Annotated in this window: 20 protein-coding genes and 1 pseudogene; 7 read left to right on the top strand and 14 right to left on the bottom strand. The window is 55.6% G+C overall.

The annotated features are described in order from the left end of the window. Positions 1–76: 76 nt before the first annotated feature. From cls to AC2FM3_RS12975, 5 genes are all read right to left on the bottom strand, one after another. Positions 77–1483 (bottom strand): cardiolipin synthase, encoded by a 1407-nt coding sequence (gene cls / locus AC2FM3_RS12995; protein ID WP_496682471.1) that lies wholly within the window; start codon positions 1481–1483, stop codon positions 77–79. Further along, a complete protein-coding gene (locus tag AC2FM3_RS12990; RefSeq protein ID WP_496682468.1) occupies positions 1476–2633 on the bottom strand; it encodes a mechanosensitive ion channel family protein in 1158 nt (385 codons plus the stop codon). The genes cls and AC2FM3_RS12990 overlap by 8 nt, the downstream gene beginning before the upstream one ends. Positions 2634–2828: 195 nt before the next feature. Then, positions 2829–3311 (bottom strand): hypothetical protein, encoded by a 483-nt coding sequence (locus tag AC2FM3_RS12985; RefSeq protein ID WP_496682466.1) that lies wholly within the window; start codon positions 3309–3311, stop codon positions 2829–2831. Positions 3312–3321: 10 nt separating this feature from the next. Further along, complete coding sequence (locus tag AC2FM3_RS12980; protein WP_496682465.1) at positions 3322–3567, bottom strand: hypothetical protein; 246 nt, start codon at positions 3565–3567, stop codon at positions 3322–3324. Between the two features lie 170 nt (positions 3568–3737). Beyond that, positions 3738–3968, bottom strand: coding sequence for a hypothetical protein (locus AC2FM3_RS12975; protein WP_496682463.1), 231 nt, complete (start codon positions 3966–3968; stop codon positions 3738–3740). A gap of 271 nt (positions 3969–4239) precedes the next feature. Here AC2FM3_RS12975 and AC2FM3_RS12970 point away from each other — a divergent pair, with 271 nt between their 5' ends. Continuing rightward, complete coding sequence (locus tag AC2FM3_RS12970; RefSeq protein ID WP_496682461.1) at positions 4240–5424, top strand: AI-2E family transporter; 1185 nt, start codon at positions 4240–4242, stop codon at positions 5422–5424. 158 nt (positions 5425–5582) lie between these two features. Here AC2FM3_RS12970 and AC2FM3_RS12965 read toward each other — a convergent pair whose 3' ends face one another. Continuing rightward, positions 5583–6629 carry a helix-turn-helix domain-containing protein gene (locus AC2FM3_RS12965; RefSeq protein ID WP_496682459.1) on the bottom strand — a complete coding sequence of 349 codons (1047 nt, stop codon included), beginning with the start codon at positions 6627–6629 and terminating at the stop codon, positions 5583–5585. A gap of 218 nt (positions 6630–6847) precedes the next feature. Between AC2FM3_RS12965 and AC2FM3_RS12960 the strand changes: the two genes are divergently transcribed. From AC2FM3_RS12960 to AC2FM3_RS12935, 6 genes are all read left to right on the top strand, one after another. Further along, on the top strand, positions 6848–7756 hold the full coding sequence (locus AC2FM3_RS12960; RefSeq protein ID WP_496682457.1) for a hypothetical protein: 909 nt from the start codon (positions 6848–6850) through the stop codon (positions 7754–7756). 50 nt (positions 7757–7806) lie between these two features. Continuing rightward, positions 7807–8667: a hypothetical protein gene (locus AC2FM3_RS12955; RefSeq protein ID WP_496682454.1), complete on the top strand. Its 861-nt coding sequence runs from the start codon at positions 7807–7809 to the stop codon at positions 8665–8667. A gap of 178 nt (positions 8668–8845) precedes the next feature. Continuing rightward, on the top strand, positions 8846–9373 hold the full coding sequence (locus AC2FM3_RS12950) for an HdeD family acid-resistance protein (RefSeq protein ID WP_496682453.1): 528 nt from the start codon (positions 8846–8848) through the stop codon (positions 9371–9373). A 185-nt stretch (positions 9374–9558) separates the two neighbouring features. Continuing rightward, the gene (locus tag AC2FM3_RS12945) at positions 9559–11139 is read left to right on the top strand and encodes an arylsulfatase (protein ID WP_496682451.1); all 1581 of its coding nucleotides are present in this window, start codon (positions 9559–9561) and stop codon (positions 11137–11139) included. A 79-nt stretch (positions 11140–11218) separates the two neighbouring features. Further along, on the top strand, positions 11219–12895 hold the full coding sequence (locus AC2FM3_RS12940; RefSeq protein ID WP_496682449.1) for an alkaline phosphatase family protein: 1677 nt from the start codon (positions 11219–11221) through the stop codon (positions 12893–12895). A gap of 9 nt (positions 12896–12904) precedes the next feature. Further along, entirely contained in the window at positions 12905–14635 is a 1731-nt protein-coding gene (locus AC2FM3_RS12935) for a Na/Pi cotransporter family protein (protein ID WP_496682447.1), read from the top strand. 30 nt (positions 14636–14665) lie between these two features. Here AC2FM3_RS12935 and AC2FM3_RS12930 read toward each other — a convergent pair. The 8 genes and pseudogenes from AC2FM3_RS12930 to AC2FM3_RS12895 form a co-directional block, all read right to left on the bottom strand. After that, positions 14666–15393 (bottom strand): annotated as a pseudogene (locus AC2FM3_RS12930) (IS6 family transposase). Positions 15394–15551: 158 nt separating this feature from the next. Next, positions 15552–16301: a proteasome-type protease gene (locus AC2FM3_RS12925; RefSeq protein WP_496682445.1), complete on the bottom strand. Its 750-nt coding sequence runs from the start codon at positions 16299–16301 to the stop codon at positions 15552–15554. Positions 16302–16312: 11 nt separating this feature from the next. After that, positions 16313–17110: a transglutaminase family protein gene (locus AC2FM3_RS12920; RefSeq protein WP_496682443.1), complete on the bottom strand. Its 798-nt coding sequence runs from the start codon at positions 17108–17110 to the stop codon at positions 16313–16315. 3 nt (positions 17111–17113) lie between these two features. Beyond that, positions 17114–18055, bottom strand: coding sequence for an alpha-E domain-containing protein (locus AC2FM3_RS12915; RefSeq protein WP_496682440.1), 942 nt, complete (start codon positions 18053–18055; stop codon positions 17114–17116). A 2-nt stretch (positions 18056–18057) separates the two neighbouring features. Next, positions 18058–19476 carry a circularly permuted type 2 ATP-grasp protein gene (locus tag AC2FM3_RS12910; protein ID WP_496682438.1) on the bottom strand — a complete coding sequence of 473 codons (1419 nt, stop codon included), beginning with the start codon at positions 19474–19476 and terminating at the stop codon, positions 18058–18060. Between the two features lie 532 nt (positions 19477–20008). After that, positions 20009–21007: a DUF1214 domain-containing protein gene (locus tag AC2FM3_RS12905; protein ID WP_496682436.1), complete on the bottom strand. Its 999-nt coding sequence runs from the start codon at positions 21005–21007 to the stop codon at positions 20009–20011. Between the two features lie 14 nt (positions 21008–21021). Continuing rightward, positions 21022–22038 carry a DUF1214 domain-containing protein gene (locus AC2FM3_RS12900; RefSeq protein ID WP_496682434.1) on the bottom strand — a complete coding sequence of 339 codons (1017 nt, stop codon included), beginning with the start codon at positions 22036–22038 and terminating at the stop codon, positions 21022–21024. 351 nt (positions 22039–22389) lie between these two features. Next, entirely contained in the window at positions 22390–22971 is a 582-nt protein-coding gene (locus tag AC2FM3_RS12895) for a hemerythrin domain-containing protein (protein WP_496682432.1), read from the bottom strand. Positions 22972–23315 lie beyond the last annotated feature (344 nt).

Genomic DNA, 23315 nt, shown 5'->3' with positions numbered 1-23315 from the left:
CCCCCAATCAAAATCATAACTCTACGAAAAACTCTGAAGAGGGAATGAAACTTCAAAGATCGCACCAGCAAAGCAATCAGAGTAATGGGGAAAACAGCCGCGAAATTGGAGCGCCAACGCGAACTCTCCAAGGTTGCTCCATCAGTGTCTTTGTGAGTTCAAACGACCGCGCAAAGTCAGCTTCGAGCATCGCGTGCAACTGGGAAGCCGCGCGAGTGTCAAAAAGCATTGCCATGGCCTCGAAGTTCAAACGGAATGAGCGGTTGTCCATGTTTGTTGTGCCCACTGCCGCCACGGCATCATCGACCAGGACGACTTTCTGATGCATGAAGCCTGCATCGTATCGAAAGACCTTGACCCCCGCGTCGCGAATTTCGTCGAAATACGCAAAGGCTGCAAGCCAGGGCACTTTGTGGTCGACGACTTCGGGAACAAGTATCCGGACATCAACGCCACGCAGTGCGGCGAATTTCAAGGCCGCGATCACGTCGGTGTCCGGCACGAAATAGGGCGAGGCAATCCAGATGCGGTCTTTGGCCATGGAAATGCAGGCAAAGAAAAACAACGCCCCGGTTTCCATCTCGTCCGCCGGGCCGGTCGCCATCAGCATCGCGGCCATGTCATCCCCGGCCAGGGGGGCATCCCAGAGCAGATCGTCAAGCAGCACCTCTTCGGTGGCCCAGTGCCAGTCCTCGGCAAAGATCAGCTGCAGCTGTGACACAATCGGCCCCTGCAGCCGGGCATGGGTGTCGCGCCAGTCGCCAAATTTCGGGTCCAGTCCGTTGTACTCGTCGCCGAAATTCAGCCCGCCGGTAAAGCCGGTTTTACCATCCACAATGATTGTCTTGCGGTGGTTGCGGAAGTTGAGGTGAAAGCGCGTCCGGGGCCCGGGCATTTTTTTGGGGTCGACGAATTCTACGCCGCCCGCACGTAATCGATCGAAGTAGGTTGCGGGCAGCGCAATCGAGCCGACCGCATCGACGAGGAACCTAACGCTAACGCCCCGGCCTGCCGCCGCGATCATTCGCTCGGCCAGTGCGCGCCCCACACCGTCGTCCTTGACGATATAGGATTGCACCAGAACATAATTCTCGGCCTCATCGATGGCATTGAAGATGTCTGCGAATGTTTCCTCGCCATCGACAAGCAGCCGCATGGAATTGCCGCGCACTGCCGGAAACCCGGAAATCGCCTCCAGCGGCCGGGGCGACACCGGCAGCGGTGCCACGGGCCTATACGTTTCAGCATGGACGCGCAGGCCTTCCATCACGCGTTCGCTGCCCTTGCGCGAAAGGATGAATCCCCGGTATTTGTGATGGCCCAAGAATAGGTAGAGTGGCACGCCCAGGTAAGGCGCGGCGATCAGCAGGATGGCCCAGCCCACCGCCCCTTGCGGCGTGCGTGCGGTTTGAACGGCGCGCCAAGCGAAGAAGACGGCAATCCCCTCGAGGACAACCAGAAAGGCCAGGATAAACTCAGTCATTGAGGTCCTCCTTGTCCGGGCCGGGCGTCTGATGAGGCGCCGGGGAAACCGTTTTTATCGTTTGGGTCGGATGGGCCAGTTGGGTTCCCACTTCTGCGACCAGAGACAGGATTTTCAGGCTGAGGTTTTCGCTGACGCGCAGAAAGTCTGAATAAGTCGGCGATCGGCTACGCCCGTAGAACAAAATATCTATCGAATGGTCGCTCAGCCCCGTGACGCGCACGTAGCACGGGGCGTCATCCGAGGTATCAAAATCGCCGCTTTCGTGCATGTAGCGCTGCAGCCCGTCGCGAACGGCGATCACCTGACTTTCGCTGGCAGAGAGCACCAAACCGAAGGTCATCATGATCCGACGATGCTTCATCCGGGAATAATTCAGCACAACGCTGTTGGCCAGTTCCGCGTTCGGAACGAAGCGTGGGATCTGGTCAAATCCAACAACCAGAGTCGAGCGCAGGTCCACCCGCTCGACAACACCGGCGACCAAACCCTCAACATCAATCGTATCTCCGGACACGAAGCGCTCTTCGCTGCTGTTGGTCATGCCGGCAAGCAAGTTTCTTACTAGGTCTTGTGAGGCGATTGCCAGCCCCGCGCCAAGCACGCCGACACCCGTCAGCGCACCAGAAATGTCGATCTCCCAGACCTCGAGCAATGCAGCTAAACCAAAAAGAACAACTGAGAACTGTGTTACTCTAACAGTCCAGTCCTGTTCGAGACGGATAGACTTCGCGTGTTCTTCACTGCTCAACATGGAAACGAATACGGCTGCCAATCGATACCAGCCAGAAAACACCGCAATGATGCATATCGATGTCAACACTCGACGCAAAAATCGGGAGAGTAGTTCCGGAGGCTGGATAATCTCTAGAACTATAAACATAGCAAAGGTGACGAGAAGCACTTGAACGGCTTCACGCAGCTTGCCGCGTATTTCCTCTGATATTGCGCTTTCAAGGCGCCGCATGAGAAAACTCAGAAGCTGCAGCACACAATTTGCCAATGGCTTTCTAAAAACGTACACCAAAACAACGAAAGCCAGTAAACTGATCGCAAGAACTGGATCGATGCTCTCAACCCAAATGGATATGTTTTCTGCTGTTCTCTCTATGCTTGATTTCCCAAAAGTGTTGTCCAGATGAGTGGTCACTGCAAAAGACTTCCCATAAATTACACTCGCCAAGCAGCCTGATTTCATGATCCTTGGCTGATCACTGTCCGAAAAACTACAAGTTCTAAGCCTATTTTGCCCGCCCTGTTTTTGGGGCAAGTGTTACGCTCGCAGTATCGATAATCGGCGCCAAAAAGTTTAGAGCAGCTGGTAGATTGAAAGCAGGAGCATGCGCTAGCTTTTGTCCTTTTTTGAGCTCTCCGTGGTGTTCCGGATCACTGCGCTGACCACGCTGCTTGCAACTTTGGGGGCGATGGAACCCAACGGGTCATTCGCCATTTTCTTGACGGCTTCCGCCGTGGCCTTGGCTTCTTCGGAAAAGGCTCGGATCTCGGCCTCGATGTCTTCAAGGGCCATGTCCCGCACCTCTGCAACCGGTGCTGTTTCCTGTTCCGCGCTGGACTTACCTGCAATCGAAATCAAGATCGCGGCGACGATCAAATTCGCCAGCGACACAACCAAAGCCGCAATTGGCGCCGAAACACTTTGCGAAAGCGCCAAGTATGCCGACGCGTTCAACATGATCAAACCGACTGCCGCAGCGATACCCGCCGCCGCCATCAGACCGGTTTGTCGCCGCAATACGGCCAAGTGCCGCTGAGCGATCAGTCGCTCGGAACGCAGGACGATAGAAACGTTTCTGGAGATGCGGTTCATAACAAGTTCCCTACTTTGAGCGACCGATCAAATATCCTAGAGCGAATACCCCCAATGTAAGAAGCAGGGGATGTTTGCTCGGCAATTCTTCGATTTGTGCCAAAAGCTCAGAAAGCTCGCTGTCCCACCCCCCCGGCTCCCGCTTTTCATCGGTGTTGTCGGGCACTTTCTGCGTTTGCGCTGATGAACCGCCATTTTCCTTGAGCTTCTCGCGAAGAACAGCCAGTTCAGCTTCGAGCTCAGCTTTTGTCGCCATGGGGCGATCTCCCATTTGGTTGCGTTGTCCGAGGTCGAGGCACGTGAAACCGGACACTTTATAAGGCAGAGACACTTCTGCTCATTCAGCGCAGGACGTTTCCATCGCCACTCTTGCCGGGAACCATGCCCACGGCCCCTTTCGCTGCGCGCGGTCGGGGCAGCTCGGACCTAAGACTTCTTGAACTTGTCGTAGGCCGCCTTCATCTGCAGGCCAATCGCCCGCGCCGCCTCGCCCACTTCCTCGGCGCTTTTTTCGAACTCGTCGCGTGTCAGGAACTTGTCCCACTGAGCGGTCAACTCTTTCCATTCGTCCTCAGCTTCCTTCGTCGCCAAGTGCAGTTGGAGCCGCAGCTCGTCTCGACGCCGCTGCAGGTCCTCCATTAGATCCTTGATTTCCATACCCATTCCTCCTGTGTCATCACATGCTGATAGCGTAGTGCCGTCTTGAAAATACATCAAACCTTTACTTTTGGCGATCTGCGGACCTCGCTGCGCCATGATCGCCGTGTCACGCACGAGCAGAAGATTTTTGCGTATGGAGCAACCAGCCGAATGCAGCTAGGATCTTTCGCCAGAGGCCATTTGCTTCAAAAGGAAAAGGCCAGACTCACGCTGACGAATTACGCTGAGGTCAGCCCGCGCTCGCGATCCAAGGATAGGACCACGCAACATGGACCAAAACACGCCTACCCGACCAGCTGCGACCTTGGCGTTTTGGGCTTACTCTTCAATTGTTGTGGGAACTACCGTTACAGGGCTTTTTGTTCTCAAAGAGCTGCTGATACCTCTGGCCATTTCTGGCCTGCTATTCGTACTCATTGTATCTGTCATTGATCGTATCGCAGCAATTCGGATCGGTGGCCGTTCGGTTCCGATTTGGCTGTCATATGTTTTGGGCTTCTTGCTTATCGTGGCCGGTATCCTCGCTATCTTGAGTGTACTGTCGGCTCAGGCAAAGGAAGTGGCAGCCGCGGTCCCACGATATCAAGACCGGTTCGCCGGCATCCTTGCGAATATCGTCGAGATCATTGGGGACGATAATGCAAACGCGGTTGTCAACGTCATCCAGGACTTGGATGCCTCGGGGTTTGCAGTGGAAACGGTCAGCTCGGCCAAGACGTTCTTGTCCGGCGCTTTCTTGGTTCTCCTGTACTTGCCATTCATGTTGATTGAACGCCGCCCAATGCGGGAAAAGCTGGCAATCTCTGCCAATGACCCAGAGCTGGGTGCGGAAATAGGCAGGACCGTCATTCACATCTCAGAGTCCCTGCAACGGTATGTGGGCATTAAAACATTTGTGAGCGCTCTAACCGGGCTTTTGTGCTATGCGATCATGAAATCCGTCGGCCTGGACTTTGCCGAAACGTGGGGCGTCCTGACGTTCGCCCTGAACTTCATTCCGTCCATTGGTTCGGTGCTGGCCGTCATTTTCCCGGCGGTTGTGGCGCTGGTCCAGTTCGATGGCTATTCCGCATTACTGATCATCGTTCTGGGCTGCGGAGCAGTCCAATTCGTCATCGGCAACATTTTGGAGCCTGCTCTTACCGGGAAATCTCTCAACTTATCCCCGATGATGGTCATTGTCGCCTTGACGACATGGACGACGATCTGGGGTTTGCCTGGCGCTTTTCTCAGCGTTCCCATTACGGTTTGCGTAATGATAATTTTTGCCCATGTTCCCGGCCTGAGATGGGCGGCGATCTTGATGTCTGGCGACGGAAGGCTCTCGACACCCGATCAGGAGACAACGTCCGTTAGGCCCACAATCAACGATGCTGAGAATGGCTCACAGACGGATCTGGAGATCGAGGCCAATCGGCTTAGGGAAGAGTATGAAAAGAACCGTGCCAAGTGAGCCGGAGAGCGCCAGTCAGTCTCGAAGGTCTGCTTGCGTCCAACCCCGCGCTGTCTTTCGACACAAAGAAAGATGAACCGGGACTATTCTGAGCTGCGACAGGGGCTTTGTGCCGCGCCACCGCATCTTTCCCTGCGGTCGTTTCGGGCTTACTGTCTTTAACATTTCGCAAGTGACGCGAAAACAGAAGGTGCCGTCCCCTCCCAACGATGAAACGCCTCTGAAAAACTCTGCCTATGTTCAAACCCCAACAGGTCACTCGTCTCGTTGATCGATCGTCCGGCAGCAAGTTCTATCCGTGCTTTTTGGTGCACAGCAGTTTTTCTAAGATCGCTGAATGTCGTTCCCCTATTTTTTAGGCGCAACTGAAGGGTGCGCGCGTTGGTGTCGAGCAGATAGGCTGCCTCGGACAGTCGAAGCGGGCGAAAGCGCGTGTTCAAAGCCGCGGCGTTCATCTTGTTGAGCAGCAGGACTAAGTCCGCGTCGTTTTCAAGTTGTTTCAATTCTTCAACGATCAAGGGCAGGAAAGCGTTTAGTTCCGGGTTCGAGAATTTCAGGGAGCTTTTCAGCAGATGTTCATCGAACTCCAAAGCATATTCCGTAGCAGATACGAACCGCTTTACTTTTGGAAACACGCCCAGATGTGCGCACGAAGCACCCGGGAAAAAAATTTTCAGATCAGCGTTCGAGGTTCTATCCGATAGACAAACCAGATAGCAAAGCAATGCAATCAAATACTTGGAGCTCTCGTCAAAGCCATCGGGAATAAGCGGCGCAGTAGACACCGATACTCGACACCGGTTTCGTTGCAAGCGGATGTTTATTTTCCCTGCGCTGACAAGGCCGTCCATTAGCCGCTGTGCTGTTTTCAACGCTGTCCATAAAGTGTCGGAGTGGATGCAGGCCTTTCCGAATAAACCTAGTGTTCCCAAATCTGGTGCCATTCCGGCCCGTAAGAGCAGATTTCCATCCTCGTCATCGGAACCGACCCGCGCCAAGACGTGCAGATAGTCGAAATAAGGCAACCGCGCCTCGGCAAACCATTGACCAACACTGTCTGTCAGATCCCGCCTGATCCGCGCCGCCTTAGAGGGATGCGTCTTTGAAAAGAGCTCAAGGGGCGCGCGCACGAGCGCCAACCGGACCTTTGGAGAATCCTCCACCTCCGAGAGCTTAGCGTTCGATTTTTGCGCGTTCGCCGACATGTCTCAAGCCCTTGTGAGCTAATATGTTCTACAGAATCACCGCATGCAGAAAAGCAGATAGCGTGAGTTCGAGTTTAGAGTGCGGCAACGCGGTATCAAAGCGTTTCGCCTTGTTTCCGGCGGTTGGCCTAATGGGCATTGCCTGTTGGGGTTGGAATGCGGAGGCTCGATCGGGCTCTGCATGAACACCTTCAAGTGATCCGGGAAGGATTGGCCAGATGACCCTTGGGGACGCTTCCCAAAAGATGCTTCGACGGATTTCTTACAGGGCCTGTGCAGTGTCGCCGGGGCAGGCAGCAGGCAGAACCGGAGCGGCGTCTGCGACCGTTCCGATCAAAGCGTTCATATTGTTCGCTTCGATCTGTTTGTCCCTGACTGCGGGTGTCGCCCTGGCTTCGCCAGACAGCGAAAACCAGGCCGCTGCCCAAGCCAACAATCCCCTGGCGGACATCCGTGCGCTCAACCTCCAAAACTACTATGTTGGCGCGTTCAATGGCGTTCCGAACGGCTCAGGAAACCAATTCGTTCTGCGTTATGCGCAGCCTTTGCAGATCGGGGCTTCGAACTGGCTAATACGAGCCTCGCTTCCGATGAACTCTCTGCCCGTCGGTCCGGGTTTCTCAACCGTCTCCGGCATCGGCGATCTGGATATTTTTGCTGCCTATCAGTTCGATACCGGAAACCCTGCAACCAGTTTTGCCATCGGGCCTCAGATCGTGGCGCCTACAGGAAAGAACGGCCTTGGGGCGGACCAGTGGCAATTGGGTCTTGCCAACGTTTACTTCAACGCGATTTCGCCATTGGTTCAGTACGGTTACCTGCTGACCTACCGCGGAGGCGTCGGTGATACGAATGGCAAACCCCGTGCCAGCGTGGCCGCATTCCAACCCTTTGTTTTTTATCAGCTGGGCAAAGGTTGGTATTCAGGTGGCGCCCCGATTTGGAGCTACAATTTCGAGAACGACAACTATGCAGTCCCGCTGGGGCTGAGGCTGGGTAAAGTGACCCGGCAAGACAAGACTATCTTCAACGTTTTTGTCGAACCCCAGTACTCCGTTGCCAGGCGCGGGGCCGGCGTGCCGGAATGGCAGATCTACCTGGCTTTGAACATGCAGTTTCTCAAATAGCCGGGTTCCCCCGTTTCCATCCACAAATGAACCAAAAAAGGAGCAATTTTATGGAAAAGTTTGTAGCAGTCGTGTTCGACTCAGAAGAAGCCGCTTTCAAAGGGGCGGAGGCGTTACGGGATCTGCACCAGAACGGTGAACTGGCGGTATACGCAGCTGCCGTGATCGCTAAAGACGAAGACGGACAGGTCGCGGTCAAGAAAGCCCAGGACGAAGGCCCGATCGGCACGGCCTTCGGAATGATGATCGGCGCCATGGTTGGTGTTTTGGCCGGACCCGCTGCTATCGCGTCTGGCGCGGCCGTCGCGGGGACAGCCGCTGCCAGCCAGGCCGCGCTTGGCGGCATGGCCATGGGAAGTATGACCGGTGGTCTTTTTGGCGTTTATCGCGACCTTATGGTTTCCGGCGTAGACATGACGATGCTCGATCAGGTTTCCATTGAGTTGCTTCCGGGCAAATCTTGCATCGTTGCGTCCGTCGACGAGATATGGACGGCACCCCTCGACACCAAGATGGCTGAAATCGGGGGCACAATTTTCCGCAAACCCCGCGTCGATGCGGTCGATGAGCAGTGGGAAGCGGAAATGCGTGCCATGGACCGCGAACTTTCTGAACTGGACGAAGAGTTGCGGGCTTCCCACGAAGAAAACAAGGCCGCGATCATGGCCAAAGTTGATACCGTGAAGGCGCGTATCGCGGAAAACAACAAGAAGATCAATGAGCGCCTTGACGCAATGGATGCAGAAATGGACGCGCGTCTGGATGCTCTTGACGAGCAGATCGCCAAAGCCTCTGCTGAACGAAAGGCAAAATTTGAAAAGCGCAAGGCCGAGATCAAGGAAGAGTACAAGGTCCGCAAGGAAAAGCTGAAAAACTCTGCCGAATTGGCGCGCGAGGCGTTGAAACCCTGATTTCGTGGTGGCTCCCGGACAGGTCCAAAACCGCAAATCCTTTCTATTCCATTGGGTAGAGTATCTGTCGGGAGCATAAAAGTCGGGAGACACGCAAGAACCAAGACAGGCTGGGCTTTTCGGTCAATCCTATCAGATCTTCTGGAAAGCCCACCCAATCAACTCAGGAGGTACAGACATGCAAAACAGGTTTCTTTGGGTTCTCATGGGGATTGTATCTCTGCTGGGTGGGTTATTTGCCCTTGCAAATCCGGTATTGGCCAGCGGTTTCGCGACCTTAGTGATAGCTTTTGTCTTTATGGCCTTCGGCGTCGCTCAGGTGATCGCCGCCTTTCGTGATGAAACAAACACCGTAAAGTTCTGGACTATCCTTCTCGGGATCATGTGGTTTCTCATCGGCTTGATGATCTTGGGTCGGCCTTTGATGGGCATGGTGGTTCTAACCACTTTGATAGCAATTGCGTTCCTGTTTGGCGGCGCGGCCAAGATCGCGTATGCGTTTGCTCTGGAGGATCGAAAAGCTTTCTGGATGGTCTTGATCTCCGGTGTCGCCTCGCTTGCGCTTGGCGTCATTATCTTCATGGATTGGCCGGTTTCCGCTGTCTCGACTCTCGGCATACTCCTCGGGGTAGAGCTTGTCGCCGACGGTGTGTCTTCGTTCGCCTTGGCGTTTAGCAAGGACAAGACAAAAGCAGCGGCAACTTAAAGGGACCGCTTCATATCGGACGATAGTAATTCCGTCATCATCGGGCAGTCCATGGATAAATCCGCCGGAGAGAGAATGAACGCCGCCGTGACTGTCCGTTCTGGCGAGATCGCGCAACAGCAAGGCAATTAGGCGTAACTGTCGGAAAGCACTGTCGGACATCGCCCGAAACACAGGAGGAAATCATGTTATTCACCAAGATAACCAGAATGTGCGCCATAGCGGCGACAGCTCTTGGACTAACGTCCGCGGCCGCTACGGCGCAAAACACGGAAAAACCCAATATTCTCGTGATCTGGGGCGACGATGTCGGCATGTTCAACATCAGCGCCTATAACCACGGAATGATGGGTTATCAGACGCCAAATATCGACCGTCTGGCGGCCGAAGGCGGAATGTTCACCGACGCATATGCTCAACAATCCTGCACAGCTGGTCGGGCCTCATTCATTCTAGGCCAACATCCGTTCCGTACCGGTCTTTTGACAATTGGCATGCCCGGGTCCAAGCATGGAATGCCCGAATGGTCACCCACGATCGCCTCGCTGCTCAAGAACCATGGCTACGCCACGGCACAGTTCGGCAAGAACCACCTCGGTGATCAGAATGAACACCTTCCAACCAACCATGGGTTCGATGAATTCTTTGGCAACCTCTATCATCTCAACGCAGAAGAGGAGCCTGAGGGCTACTTCTACCCGAAAGACCCCGAGTTTCGCGAGCGGTATGGCCCGCGTGGCGTGATCAAGGCATCGGCGGACGGTCAGATTGAGGATACTGGCCCGATGACCCGTAAGCGCATGGAAACGGCCGACGAGGAATTCCTCGCAGGCGCCCTGGACTTCATCGATCGCTCGGTGGAACAGGACAAACCCTTCTTCGTTTGGATGAACACAACGCGAATGCATGTCTGGACTCGCTTGAAGCCGGAAAGCGTCGGATTGACCGGAATGGGTCTCTATCCGGATGGCATGGCCGAGCACGACGGCCATGTCGGACAATTGCTCGACAAGCTTGACGAACTGGGAATTGCGGATAACACAATCGTTATCTACTCTACCGATAACGGCGCCGAGAAGGTTTCATGGCCAGACGGCGGCATCACCCCTTTCCATGGCGAAAAAGGCACAACCTTCGAGGGCGGTTTTCGCGTTCCACAGTTGATTCGTTGGCCTGGCACTGTGAAACCGGGAACGAAGTTTAACGACATCATCAGCCATGAAGACTGGATGCCGACACTTCTCGCAGCGGCCGGCGAGCCGGATATCAAGGAGAAGCTGCTGCAGGGCCACACGGCGAACGGCAAGGATTTCCGGGTGCATCTCGACGGCTACAATATGATGCCGTATCTCTCGGGCGAGGTCGACGAGAGCCCACGCGACCGGATCTTCTACTTCTCAGCCAACGGTGAACTGAATGCGGTGAGGTGGAATGACTGGAAGGTGCATTTCGCAACGCTGGAGGGGAATATCACTGACGCCGTGCGCTTCGCTTCGAACTGGCCCAAGATCGTTCACTTGCGATCCGACCCTCTCGAAGAAATGTGGCTGGAATCGGAAATGTACCTGCGATGGATGGCGGATCAGATGTGGCTCTTCGTGCCGATCCAAGAAGAAATCCGTGATTTCATTGCGTCTATGGACGGTTACCCTTTCCGAGAGGGGCAGGTCTTGAATGCCAGCGGCATCAATTACCAGTCACTGCGAGCGTATCAGGTTTTGAAGGAGATCACTGAAAAGGGTATTATTGCACCTGCATACCAGTGATTAGGCCCAAAAAGACTGATTGCGGCGTGCCTCATTGGGATGCCGTGATCAAAAAACCATCGAATACGAGGAGAGGCAAATGAAGACGCTGTATTTGGTTGCGGGCCTCTTAACGCTTCTCTCCAGTACATCAAGCGCGCAAGAGAAGCCGCGCTTGGTCTTGCAGATCACCGTCGATCAGCTGCGTGGCGACCTGATCGATCGCTACGGCCAGCACCTGGGAGAGGACGGGTTTAGCCGCCTGATCGAAAGCGGCGTGCATTTCGTCGATGCCCATCACCGACATGCGAACACTGAAACTATCGTCGGACACACGACGCTCGCCACCGGCACGGATCCGTCGATCCACGGCATGGTCGCGAACCTGTGGTTCGACCGGATCGGAGGCTCGCAGTTTTACAACGTACAGGATCCCGACTTTCCGCTCGTAGGCGCCGAAGGCGTCGATACCGACGCCGAGATCGACCCCACCCAGCGGGCCGCGACGACGGATGGCCGGTCGCCCCGCAACATCTTGACGTCCACGATCTCAGACGAGATCGCGCTGCATTTCGGCCCCGAGGCGAAGGTCTTTGGCGTCTCTATCAAGGATCGCGGTGCTATCTCGATGGCAGGGCACGCGGGCACCGCCTACTGGTTCTCGAAGTCGGAGGGACGGTTCGTCACCAGCACGTTCTACCGGGAAGCCTACCCGGATTGGATTACCGAGTGGGAGGCAAAGGGCGTCGTGGCGCGCTACGCCGACACCGCGTGGGAGCTGTCCGCCACGCCAGACGCCTACATGTTCGGCACCCGCGACGATCAGCCATGGGAAACCGATTTCCCTGGCTTCGGACGAACGTTCCCGCACGCATTCGGCGCGGCGGACGACAAGTATTTCACCACGCGTCTGACGCTGAGCCCCGCCGGCGACGAGATCACTGCCGACTTCGCCAAGGCGCTGATTGACAACGAGGGGCTCGGGCAGGACGATGTGCCCGACTACCTCGCCGTCAGCCTGTCTTCCACCGACTATGTCGGCCACATTTTCGGCCCCTCCAGCCTAGAGGCAGAGGATAACATTCTGCGGCTCGACCGGACGCTGGCCGACTTGCTGGCACATATCGACGACCGTGTCGGGCTGGACCGGACGCTCGTGGTTCTGTCTGCCGACCACGGCGCGCCAGAGCATCCAGACTACCTCACCACACTCGGCATCGAAGCTGGGACCTTCGACTTCGAGCGCATCGACACCGAGCCGGGTTTCGTGCGCCTGACTGCCGAATTCGGCGAGAGTCGCGACCTGATCCTCAATTTTTCCAACCCTTACTTGTATCTCGACACGGAAGAAATCGCGGCCCGCGGCTTAGACCCCGCCTTGGTGGAGCGCGCAGTGGCAGAGGAACTGGAGCGGCTGCCAGGCATCGCCCATGCGATCGCCAGCTCAGACCTTCGCGTGGGAGCAGTGCCACGAGGCAAGATCCAGGACGCAGTTCTGGCCAACTTCCACCCCGACCGCTCGGGCGACATTTACCTCGTCTTCGAACCGCACTGGTTCATCGCCGATTTCGACGGGCTGCATGTGGCCTCAGCCCACGGATCGCCCTGGACTTACGACACGCACGTACCAATAATTGTCACAGGCCCTGGCATACAACCTACCCGGGTCTTTCGACGGGTTGAAACGGTTGACGTTGCCCCTACCCTCGCAGCCTATTTGGGCACAAAGCCGCCCTCAGGTGCGCTGGGCCAGCCGCTTGTCGAAGCGCTGAGGTAATCTGCGAAAATGAGCTTGATTGCCGCTGTCGCCTTCACCTCAGTATTGCTTGCCGCGACAACGGATTATGCAACCGGCGCCGTCCTTTCGCTCGATTTTGGCGGGATGTCGATGGGACTTTTCGGTGGATTGGCGCTATTTCTTCTGGGAATGAACTTCCTGTCAGATGGTCTCAAGAACGCTGCCGGCGACCAGATGCGTGTTGTGCTCCAGAAGTTCACCAAGAACAGGGTGATGGCCGCCATCACTGGTGCCGGCGTGACAGCCGTGGTCCAGTCTTCGTCCGTCACCACAGTGCTTGTGGTAGGGTTCGTGTCCGCCGGTGTCATGTCACTGCAACAGTCTGTTGGTGTGATCATGGGCGCCAACGTAGGGTCCACCATGACCGCTCAAATTGTGGCTTTTAGTGTTGAAGAGTACGCTCCGGCGATGATAACGCTGGGTTTCTTCACCAACTTCATCGCCAAAAAGGACCGAACCAGGCATCTTGGCTCTATCCTTTTGGGTCTCGGCCTCGTCTTTTTCGGGATGGGCATGATGAGTGCCGCAATGGTGCCTCTGCGTGGCTACGAGCCATTTCTCCGCCTGATGCAGTCGATTGCGGAAAGCCCGTTTCTTGCCATACTTATTGCGGCGCTCTTCACTGCGCTAGTGCAATCCTCTTCGGCCACTACAAGCATAATCGTGGTTATGTCCAGCGAGGGTTTGGTTTCCCTAGAGGCTGGAATCGCCATGGCGCTCGGCGCCAATATCGGGACATGCGTGACAGCTGCTTTGTCCTCGATCGGTAAACCGCTGGATGCGCGTCGTGCAGCGGCAGTACACGTCATTTTCAACGTCGCGGGTGTTTTGCTATGGTTGCCCCTGATTTCGTTCCTCGCCTCGCTGACGGTCTCTGTTTCGCCTAGCTACCCGGATCTTGTCGGTGCGGAGCGCTTGGCCGTTGAAACCCCGCGGCAGATTGCGAATGCGAACACGCTTTTCAACGTTATCAACACGGTGATATTCCTGTTCTTCACTCAGCAGATCGCCGCCCTTGCCATCCGCCTGGTGCCAGAGTCAAGGTCTACAGAGGCAACCGTTTCTGTCGTTCCGGAGTTTCTTGACGACGCGCTCCTGAGCACGCCAGTCATGGCGCTGCAAGCCGCGCGTGAAGAGACGGCACGGCTAGGAGGTCTCGCCCAAAACATGCTCGACGAGATTTGGGCAGTTGTACAATCGGGGGACAAAGCCAGACTCGACGAAGCCGAAAGCCAGGCAAAAACGGGTGCGGCCCTGCTGCCGCAAATTACGCGTTTTTTGGCGCGCGTTGGTGAAAGCGAACTGCGTGAAGCGGATGCAGACGAACGGGTCAATCTCGCCATTGCAGCCACCGAACTCAACATGGTTTCGGAGATCCTCAATGTTCGGATCTTGCCCGTTCTCCGTACGATACGTTCTAATGACGAAGAATTAGGACTCTCCGATATGTATAAGTTGATGGAAATGTCGGTTCGGGACGCCGTCAGCGCCGTTCGCGACAGAGACAAAGACGCAGCTATGCGTGTGCTCGGATACAAGGATGCCGGAGAGCGGGCCTTCGCATCACTTGCTGCGGCACAGGTTTTGACGACCGATGACAAAGTAAGGGCCGAAGATTTACGCCTGCGGATTGAGCTTGCCCAAACGCTGCGCGTGCTCATGATGATAACCCGTCGCGCCGCCCGAACGGTTCTTCGTAGTGGCGACGATCAGGATTAAGGGTGCTGTCAGACAAATTCTAACCAGTCTCTACAAGGACAGGATGCTTGCCCCCTGTTCGGCGCAGAGACCGCGCCACTCGGCGTGAGCAGCGGCGCGGGTCAGCTTGAAACTTGGTCTGGAGTAGAGGCTACGCTCCGAATTGAACAGGTTGTAGACCGAAGCGTGGACGGCCGTGAATTTCTGCAGACTTCGCATCCGCCGGAAGCGCAACATCGCCCGTTCTCGTCGTAGAAGTGAAAAGTGTGAATTCTCTGCGCGATTGTTCAACCACCCACCGGTTTGCTGGCGGTGGCCAGAGCCAATTTCCTTCAAGGCAGCACCGTCGGATCTGAGCCGATCGGTCACGATCACTTCGGGGCGACCGTGCTTGCGCATTGCTTTCCTTAAGAATTTCAGCGCAGTTTTCTCGTCACGCGTCTTCGAGACGAAGCTTTCCAAAACCTCGCCTTCGTGGTCAACCGCACGCCAAAGGTAATGGCGTTCACCGTTGATCTTCACGAACAATTCGTCGAGATGCCAGCGCCACTTGCTGGAACACATGCCGTCGGTTCGACGTTTTCGGATCTCACTGGCGAACATCGGTCCGAACCGATGTCACCAGAACCTCACCGCCTCGTGGCTGACGTCGATCCCGCGTGCATGCAGAAGATCCTCGACGTTGCGCAACGAAAGTGGAAACCGACATACAGCATCACCGCCAGGCGGATGATCTCTGGGCTCGTTTTGAAGCAGCGAAACGGGGATCGTGTCGTCATAATCTGACGCTACAAATCAGACCTCCACGTCTCAAGCCGTCTTCTATAACAGAGCTCCAAAGGGTGTATGTGCGCAGCGACAAGAACGCCCGCTTCGGGCTGAGTGCGGACGTTGAGCGAAAAATCGCGAATGGCAACTATGCGCACAAAGCGGACGCTCAATCGTTTGATTTTCGCCCCGATTTGTATTCTGGCAGTTTGGCCAACGCCGACTTCAAAGCGTCACCCCATCTGTCAGAAACAACGCGCAAGTACTGGTCGTCGGACTCGAATCTTGACCGCGTGCCGGCCGTAAGACTGTCTTCCTCGTAGAGAAGCAGGTCAAGCGGAGCCCCGACAGACAGATTGGCCTTAATCGTGGAGTCAAAACTGACAAGCAAGAGTTTCACGGTTTCCGGAAAACTCATTTCCGGATCGTAGGCACGCACCAGAATCGGGCGGCCATATTTTGTCTCACCGATCTGAAAGAACGGGGTGTCGTCGCCGGCCTCGATAAAATTGCCTTCCGGGTAAATCAAAAACAGACGAGACGGGCCGCCCTTGATCTGGCCTCCGACAATGAGTGTCGCGTGAAAAGCACTGTCCGCTTGCTGACCAGACCGGGCATGCCCCTCGATTACGTCGTTCAGCGTAGCCGCGACCAGCTGCGCAACTTGAAACATTGTGGGCGCCTCTAAGATCGATGGTGAGCGATCTGCCGGCGCTTTTGTTCGTTCTTCCAGAAGGCTTATCGTGGCCTGAGTAGTGGCTAGGTTTCCGGCCGTTAGGATTGTGATCGACCGGTTCCCTTCGACTGTCCAGTTGAACATCTTGTTGAAGGTCGAAACATTGTCCACGCCTGCATTCGTGCGCGTATCCGACATGAACACCAGCCCGCTATTCAGCCGCATGCCCACAGCATAGGTCATCATGTTCTCCGTTACTGCTGTGCGACTTTCAATTGCACTGTCAATTGCTCGCCCGCTGTCCCAATTCTATTCCCTATTACCGGTGCGGCTTGGGCATAGTCCAGCCCGGTTGCGACGCGTACGTATCGATCGTCAGGTGAAATCCCATTTGAAACGTCAAACCCTACCCAGCCAAGCCCGTCCAAATGCACTTCTGCCCAAGCATGGGTCGCGTCCTGAAGTTCTGTTTCGTTCATCATCAAATAACCAGATACATAGCGTGCTGGCACTCCAATCTGTCGTGCGCATGTAATGAAGATATGCGCATGGTCCTGACACACACCGCGCCCAGCTTTGAGTGCATCTTCTGCGCTCCAGCCCGGGTGCGAACCTCCAATTTCGTACGCGACCTGAGCTCGAATTGTTTCGGAAAGAGCATGTAGCTGTTCCAGCGGTTCACCTTTGGGCAACGCGCCTATCAGTTCGGCAACCCCTTTCCCCGGCGTTGTCAGAGGGGTGCGCCTTTTGAACAGCCACAAAGGAGTCGACCCTTCGTGAGGCCCCAAGACGCCGTGGGTGTCTTCAACCTCGACCACACCCTCGGAGATCAACGAGATACTTTGGGTGTTTGCGTCGAAACTGATCAATTCCACGGTGTTACGATGGTAGTCTTCAAACGCCAGCTCTTTGCGCCCGCCGGTGATTTCGGTGTTCCAACTTTCAATGCTTTGATTGCGAAAAGACTTTGGTGTCTTCCTCAGCTGTTGCAAACCGAAGGGAACCGGCGCGTCGAAATCGTATCGTGTCTCGTGGCGTATATGCAGTTTCATTGGTCACTCATAGAACCGGTAATCAATTTCGATCTGGCGGCTCAGGTCCCCGAGATCCTTCAAAAAGTCCTGAATGTATTCGTGCAGCCCGAGGTCAAAGATATCGGTAATCTGCCGGTCGAGATACTTCTCGGAAAGCGCGTTGGCCGCCGTAACGGACGGACCCGCAAAGCCATAGTCTTTGCTGAGGTAGGAAAGGTTCTCTTGAATCTTCCTACAGCAGAAATGCAGGCTGCGGGGCATCCTCTGATCAAGGATCAGAAACTGCGCAATTTCCGACGGCCGGGTGTTCTGGCCGTGGGTCATGCGATAGCCACCGCCTGCCCCAACGGACCGCAGGATACTTTCCCACTGGATGTTGTCCAGCGACGAGCCGACCGAGAAGGCCGTGGGCAGAAGGACATAGTACTTCACGTCCAGGATACGCCCGGTATTGTCGGCCCGCTCGACAAAGGTGCCGATCCGGGTGAAATCGAAAATATCGTTGCGCAGCATGGTCCCAAGAGTTGCGCCACGAACCAGAGCGGCCTGTTGACGAATAAGTTCCAGCGTTGCCGGCAGGTCCCTCTCATTCACGCGGCGCTTCATGGCTTGATCAATCTGCATCCACGTGGCGTTCACCGCACTCCAGACATCATTGGTCAATGCGGTTCGAACAAGGCGCGCGTTGTCCCGCGCCTGTTTGATGACCGACTTGATCGAGGATGAATTGTCGGCATCACGCAACATCCAATCCACGGCATTGTCTTTCGAAATCTCATCATATTTGGCGCTGTACCCGCTGAAAACGCCGGCAGTTTTCAGAACCGAGCCCCATTCCGCATCGGAATTCTTTGTCCGGGTCAGCGCCATCCTCTGGCCTGTTTCCAGCAATCTGGCCGTATTTTCCGCCCTCTCAAGATACCGGGACATCCAGAACAACCCGCCAGCAGTTTTTCCCAGCATGGTCAGTCCTCCAGAACCCAGGTGTCTTTGGTCCCGCCGCCTTGGCTTGAATTAACGACCAAGGACCCTTTTTTCAGCGCAACGCGCGTCAGGCCGCCGGGGGTGATCTCGATCCCTTGCGGGGACACCAGAACAAACGGCCGCAGATCGACATGCCTGGGGGCAAGCCCCGAACGGGCGAAGATCGGCACCGTCGAGAGAGACAATGTGGGCTGAGCGATGTAGTTCGACGGCCGCGACTTGAGCTTGTCACGGAAGGCCGCGATCTCTTTCTTGCTGGCGGTCGGACCGATCAGCATCCCATAGCCGCCCGACCCGTGCACCTCTTTGACAACAAGATCCGACAGGTTGTCCAATACGTAGGACAGCGACTCGGGGTCGCTGCAGCGCCACGTAGGAACGTTTTTTAGCAGGGGCTTCTCGCCCGTGTAGAACTCAACGATTTCCGGCATGTAGGAATAGATCGCCTTGTCATCGGCTATACCTGTTCCCGGCGCGTTCGCAATTGTGATGCCGCCAGCACGATAGACATCCAGAATACCCGGCACGCCCAATGCGCTGTTGGGGTTGAAATTCAGCGGATCCAGGAACTCGTCATCAACCCTGCGATAAAGTACGTCGATGGGAGTATAACCTCTGGTGGTGCGCATGCAGACTCGTCCGTCGACAACCCGCAGATCGTGGCCTTCGACCAATTCCACGCCCATTTGATCAGCAAGAAACGCATGTTCGTAGTAGGCTGAATTATAGATGCCGGGGGTTAACACCGCGACAGTGGGTTCTCCGTCTGCTACAGCTGGTGCGCAGGCAGCAAGAGAACGTCTCAGATTACGGGGATAGTCTGAAACATTCCGAACATTGGTTGCGCTAAAGAGTTCGGGGAACATCTTTAGCATCGTTTCCCGGTTCTCCAACATATAGCTGACCCCGGATGGCGTACGAGCATTGTCTTCCAGAACGAAAAACTCGTCTGGTCCGGTTCGCACCAGATCGACGCCGACAATGTGCGTATAGACCTGACCGGGCGGTGAGACACCAAGCATCTGTGGCAGGAAGGCCTCGTTTCCGGCAATCATCTCAGCCGGCACACGCCCGGCCCGGACAATTTCTTGACGGTGGTAAATGTCATGTAGAAATGCGTTGATTGCGCGCACCCGCTGTTCGATACCGCGTTCCAACCGCTGCCATTCCCGCGCTGAAATAACTCGTGGCACGATATCAAACGGTATCAGACGTTCTTCGGCCTCGGCTTTGCCGTATACGTTAAAAGTGATGCCCGTCAGCCTAAAAACTTTTTCGGCTTCGCGCTGTTTCGCCCTCAGTCGTGATACGTCTTCCGCGTTGAACCAGCGACCGATCTCTTCGTATGGACCTCTGAGTGATCCATCGCCGTTGAACATTTCATCAAAATACTCACTCATACTTTAAGTTTTACGCATAGATCAGATTTTTCAAGTCATTCAGGCTTGGTTGGAAGCTGTCTTTGGAAGGAGCGTCTAATTTTCAGGCTAACTGGATAATGTGATGATCTTAACAACAAGGCGTTATTCGTGATTCCAGTTGAAGTCACATTCAATGTTTTGTGCTGCATCTGAACGTCCGCTTTGGGCTCCGTGCCGACGGTCAGCCCGAATTGCGCGATAGAAAGCTTCCTAATGTCGAATGTCGGCGCATCAGGCTACGCCATTAAAACCGAAAGGCAGTCTCGATTTCTTCAATGGCGGCTTTCGGGGCTGGGCTGCAGCTCGGACCGTCGCAGCGCCGCGAGACCGCTCTGAGCCCACTCCGGACGTGGCCTCGCAGGGTCCCCTGCAAATGCAGCATGGCCCCCTACATTTGGCTGCTGCGATGCAGCGGGAAAAGTGATCATTGGTGGCCGGCTCAGCGAGATTTGGGGTCGCGATGTCCGAGATAAGGACGATGCGGTCACCTGGAAACCAGCTTAAGTGCCCCTTACTCCAACGGCTCGATTGCAGGGAAGGACCAGTTCCCGTTCAAGATTTCTTCACGAGGTTCATATAGCCGAACGGTGTAGTTCCAATCTGGCGTAATAGGAATGCAATTCAAGCGCCCATCCTCGCAGGCGCCAAAATTGATGGTAATGCTGCCGTCGGAATTGGGTTCGGCTGTTACGTTATTGAGGCTGTTGCGGCCGAGATCGTTTGCTTCCAGGTAGCCGTCGGCGTTGTAGACAGTGATTGACCAGAACGCGTCAACCGGTACTGCATTCAACGTGACCGAATGTGGTGTTACGCCATCATTTGCATCGACGCTGTCGATCTCATAGAGCGCCGCAGTGCGTGGCAGACCGCCCCAGCCGGCGGCGGCACCAACCAGGTGATCGATGGGCTTTGTTTCTCCCTCGGTACCGAACGAGTAGAAGCTGCTGAAACCGAGTTCGGCAAGGTTGCTTAGGGCCGTGCGTGCAGTTGCCAAATCATCCTGATCCCAATCCGGTGCCTCGAACGGACCTGCTCCACCCCCAGCCACGACAAGGCTGTCCTGAGCGGCATGTGCCTCTAACACATCGTCAGGATCGTTGGCGTCCATGAATATTCGTACAGTCACATAGGCAAAACGAGTACCAACGTTTTCTTCGGTCAGCGTGTATGTCCCAGGCGCGGTTTCGACGTACATGTAGTGATCCTGGTTGACCACATGCATCGAGATGTATCGCTCGCCCAAATCGGGCAGAGTGAATTCAACCGGATCGGACAGGTCCAGGACAATCCCGGAGTAGAGCGTGTCCTGGTTCATCCGAATAACCGGTTGGTTGTCAGGGGTCGTCGGTTTGCGAACGTGGATCAATTCTCCAACGCCCACGTCAAAAGCGGCCATATTGGCACGGAACATATGATCCGTCTCGGCCCGGACAAAGGTGTCCAGCGTTACTGGTTCGGCAACAGCCAGAGATGGGGCCAGCAGCGCAATCGGAATCAATTTCTTCAACATTATGGGCGCCCTTCTCAATTCACAGGTTGCGCAACGGGGAAGGTCCAGCTTCCATCGAGGACTTCCGGGCGGGGGCGATACAGGCGCACCACATAGTTCCAGCCCTCTGTGATAGGTAAGCAATTCACCCGCCCGTCGTCGCAGGCTCCAAGATGGATGGTCATGCTTCCGTCAGTATTCCGCGCGCCGGTGACGGAGTTAATGCTGTAGGCGTTCAGAGCGTTCGGTTCATAGAAGCCGTCGGCGTTATACATGCTCACCGACCAGAAAGCATCCACCGGCACGTTCTGCGGCACTTCGATCTTGTATGCACCGACGGGCAGACCTGGGAAAAACGCCGGGTAGAATGCTTCCTCTTCCGGAAGCCCGCCCCAACCGGCTATCGTGCCAAGCATGTGACGTATGGGGTGGACGTTTTCCTTTTTGCCGAACATGCGGGAACTGTCTGGAACGAAACCAAGAGCACCGAGCGGCAGCAGCTGTTCGACTACCGCTTCAAAGGCGTCTTCATCGTAGTTTGGGGCCACGAACGCGTTCGAAGCGTTGGCCTCGATTGTCATTGCGTCCTGGATCGCATTGACAGCCGCCACATCCTCTTGGTCAGCGGCGTCGACAAGCACGCGGAGATAGACAATCACGTAAGGGGTGTCGAACGTTTCCATGTCGAGGGTATAGGTGCCGCCACCGAAGAACACCTCGTTTATGAAGTGATCCTGATTGACAACCATTGCCGTCATGTAGCGATCCGCAACGTCTGGAAGGATCAACGTCGCGCCCTCGCTTATGTCGACAACCGCGGTGCTGTAGAGCGTGTCGCGGTTCATCCGGATCGTCGGTTGGTTTTCGACCGTGGTCGGTTCCCGGAAGTGGAAAAACCGATTGATGCCACCCGCGAGCGACACGTATTTTTGAAGCTCAAGGTCAGTGGCGGCCCGAATGAAATTGTCCGAGGTGATCGGCACCTCCGCACTCTCGATCAGGCCCTCGAGGGTGTTCGTCGTCGTCTGCGCCTGCCCCGTTGTTCCGACCATCACTGCCAAAGCCGAGGCAGTTAGACTTACTCGCATCGTAACTATCCCCTCGTTCCATTGACAAGCCAATATCTACGTTTGACCTTAAAGTTCTTTGACCTGCGTCAAGCGCAACGCCTTAGGAACAAGCCCTTGGTTCCAATTTGCCGGTTCGTTGGACCGCTAAACGTTGCTGCGGCGAGAAATGCGTTTTTTTGCTTTTGGCAGGATGCCGCCGAGCGTTTCTTGGCAGGGTCCGCTCTGCATTCGCAGTGTTAACTCACTGTTTTTTGCCGTTTTTTTGGCCGGTGACCGCTTTTCGGTTTAAAGAGTTCTTGATGAAGACGATGGTTCGGCGTCTAAAAGGCACCTTTAGATTGACCCGAGATAGTACCCAATGGCCTCCGCCAATTCGGTTTCTTCGTAGCCGAAATGGGAGCGTACAACCTCTTCCAATTTCCGAAATATGGCGGCGGTCTTTTTGAAATTTGCATCGGAAGGGTCTTCCGCCAAAGCTTCAGCCGCACGACCGAGGCGGATGATTAGCTCGTGGACCACCTCGTGCTCTGCCTTCAATTTGGCCACAATCTCGCGGAACCTGTCTCCGCTGGCTGCCTCGATACGTGGAAACATATCAGCGCTTTCAATGTCGTGGTGGAACTTGAGCACCTGGCATTCGCGCCCGCAAAGCGATCCGAATACTCTAAAATTCTCAGCCATGTCGAGTGAAAGCACGATCTGCTTCAGGTGCTCAGGCGGCGTGTCCCCCGCTTCGATCCGGGTCAGGACGGCGCCGATTTGGGCCATCTCCATCAGATAATGTCGGTGGATCGCGGCTAGTTGTTGGCCTCGTTGACGGTGTATTTCTGTCGCGTCCGCCACCGGCGGCGCTTTCGGTCGGGCAGCTTCGTCGAGGCTGAGTTCATCCAGCAACAGGGTCGAAAGGTCAGTCATGATGGATAAGAAAAGCCTTGCTCACGCTGTGTCAAGGGCGTCTGCTTTGGGCTCAGAACGGTCTTTCGGCGCTGCGACCGTCCGAACTGCAGCCCAGCCCCGCAAGCATACATTGACAAAATCGAGACAGCCTATCGGTTTCAGTGGCGTAGCCTGATGCGCCGACATTCGACATTAGGAAGCGGTCTCTCGCGCAATTCGGGCTGACCGTCGGCACGGAGCCCAAAGCGGTCGAGCATCGGTACATCCAGCCGTTGGCACCAGGGTATCCATCCGTGGGCGCACGTTGCGGCGGTTGTTTCGCGCCGGGTACACCTTATAATCCTGAACTCCGACATGTTGCG

This window comes from Ruegeria sp. BHSB172 (genome assembly GCF_059613165.1).
Note: the sequence above shows the minus strand (reverse complement) of the source record. Positions and strands in the feature narration are given on the sequence as shown.

Coding starts and splice junctions, on each gene's coding strand:
- cls (WP_496682471.1), bottom strand. CDS start 1,483: ATGACTGAGTTTATCCTGGCCTTTCTGGTTGTCCTCGAGGGGATTGCC.
- AC2FM3_RS12985 (WP_496682466.1), bottom strand. CDS start 3,311: ATGAACCGCATCTCCAGAAACGTTTCTATCGTCCTGCGTTCCGAGCGA.
- AC2FM3_RS12980 (WP_496682465.1), bottom strand. CDS start 3,567: ATGGCGACAAAAGCTGAGCTCGAAGCTGAACTGGCTGTTCTTCGCGAG.
- AC2FM3_RS12975 (WP_496682463.1), bottom strand. CDS start 3,968: ATGGAAATCAAGGATCTAATGGAGGACCTGCAGCGGCGTCGAGACGAG.
- AC2FM3_RS12970 (WP_496682461.1), top strand. CDS start 4,240: ATGGACCAAAACACGCCTACCCGACCAGCTGCGACCTTGGCGTTTTGG.
- AC2FM3_RS12965 (WP_496682459.1), bottom strand. CDS start 6,629: ATGTCGGCGAACGCGCAAAAATCGAACGCTAAGCTCTCGGAGGTGGAG.
- AC2FM3_RS12960 (WP_496682457.1), top strand. CDS start 6,848: ATGACCCTTGGGGACGCTTCCCAAAAGATGCTTCGACGGATTTCTTAC.
- AC2FM3_RS12955 (WP_496682454.1), top strand. CDS start 7,807: ATGGAAAAGTTTGTAGCAGTCGTGTTCGACTCAGAAGAAGCCGCTTTC.
- AC2FM3_RS12950 (WP_496682453.1), top strand. CDS start 8,846: ATGCAAAACAGGTTTCTTTGGGTTCTCATGGGGATTGTATCTCTGCTG.
- AC2FM3_RS12945 (WP_496682451.1), top strand. CDS start 9,559: ATGTTATTCACCAAGATAACCAGAATGTGCGCCATAGCGGCGACAGCT.
- AC2FM3_RS12940 (WP_496682449.1), top strand. CDS start 11,219: ATGAAGACGCTGTATTTGGTTGCGGGCCTCTTAACGCTTCTCTCCAGT.
- AC2FM3_RS12935 (WP_496682447.1), top strand. CDS start 12,905: ATGAGCTTGATTGCCGCTGTCGCCTTCACCTCAGTATTGCTTGCCGCG.
- AC2FM3_RS12925 (WP_496682445.1), bottom strand. CDS start 16,301: ATGACCTATGCTGTGGGCATGCGGCTGAATAGCGGGCTGGTGTTCATG.
- AC2FM3_RS12920 (WP_496682443.1), bottom strand. CDS start 17,110: ATGAAACTGCATATACGCCACGAGACACGATACGATTTCGACGCGCCG.
- AC2FM3_RS12915 (WP_496682440.1), bottom strand. CDS start 18,055: ATGCTGGGAAAAACTGCTGGCGGGTTGTTCTGGATGTCCCGGTATCTT.
- AC2FM3_RS12910 (WP_496682438.1), bottom strand. CDS start 19,476: ATGAGTGAGTATTTTGATGAAATGTTCAACGGCGATGGATCACTCAGA.
- AC2FM3_RS12905 (WP_496682436.1), bottom strand. CDS start 21,007: ATGTTGAAGAAATTGATTCCGATTGCGCTGCTGGCCCCATCTCTGGCT.
- AC2FM3_RS12900 (WP_496682434.1), bottom strand. CDS start 22,038: ATGGTCGGAACAACGGGGCAGGCGCAGACGACGACGAACACCCTCGAG.
- AC2FM3_RS12895 (WP_496682432.1), bottom strand. CDS start 22,971: ATGACTGACCTTTCGACCCTGTTGCTGGATGAACTCAGCCTCGACGAA.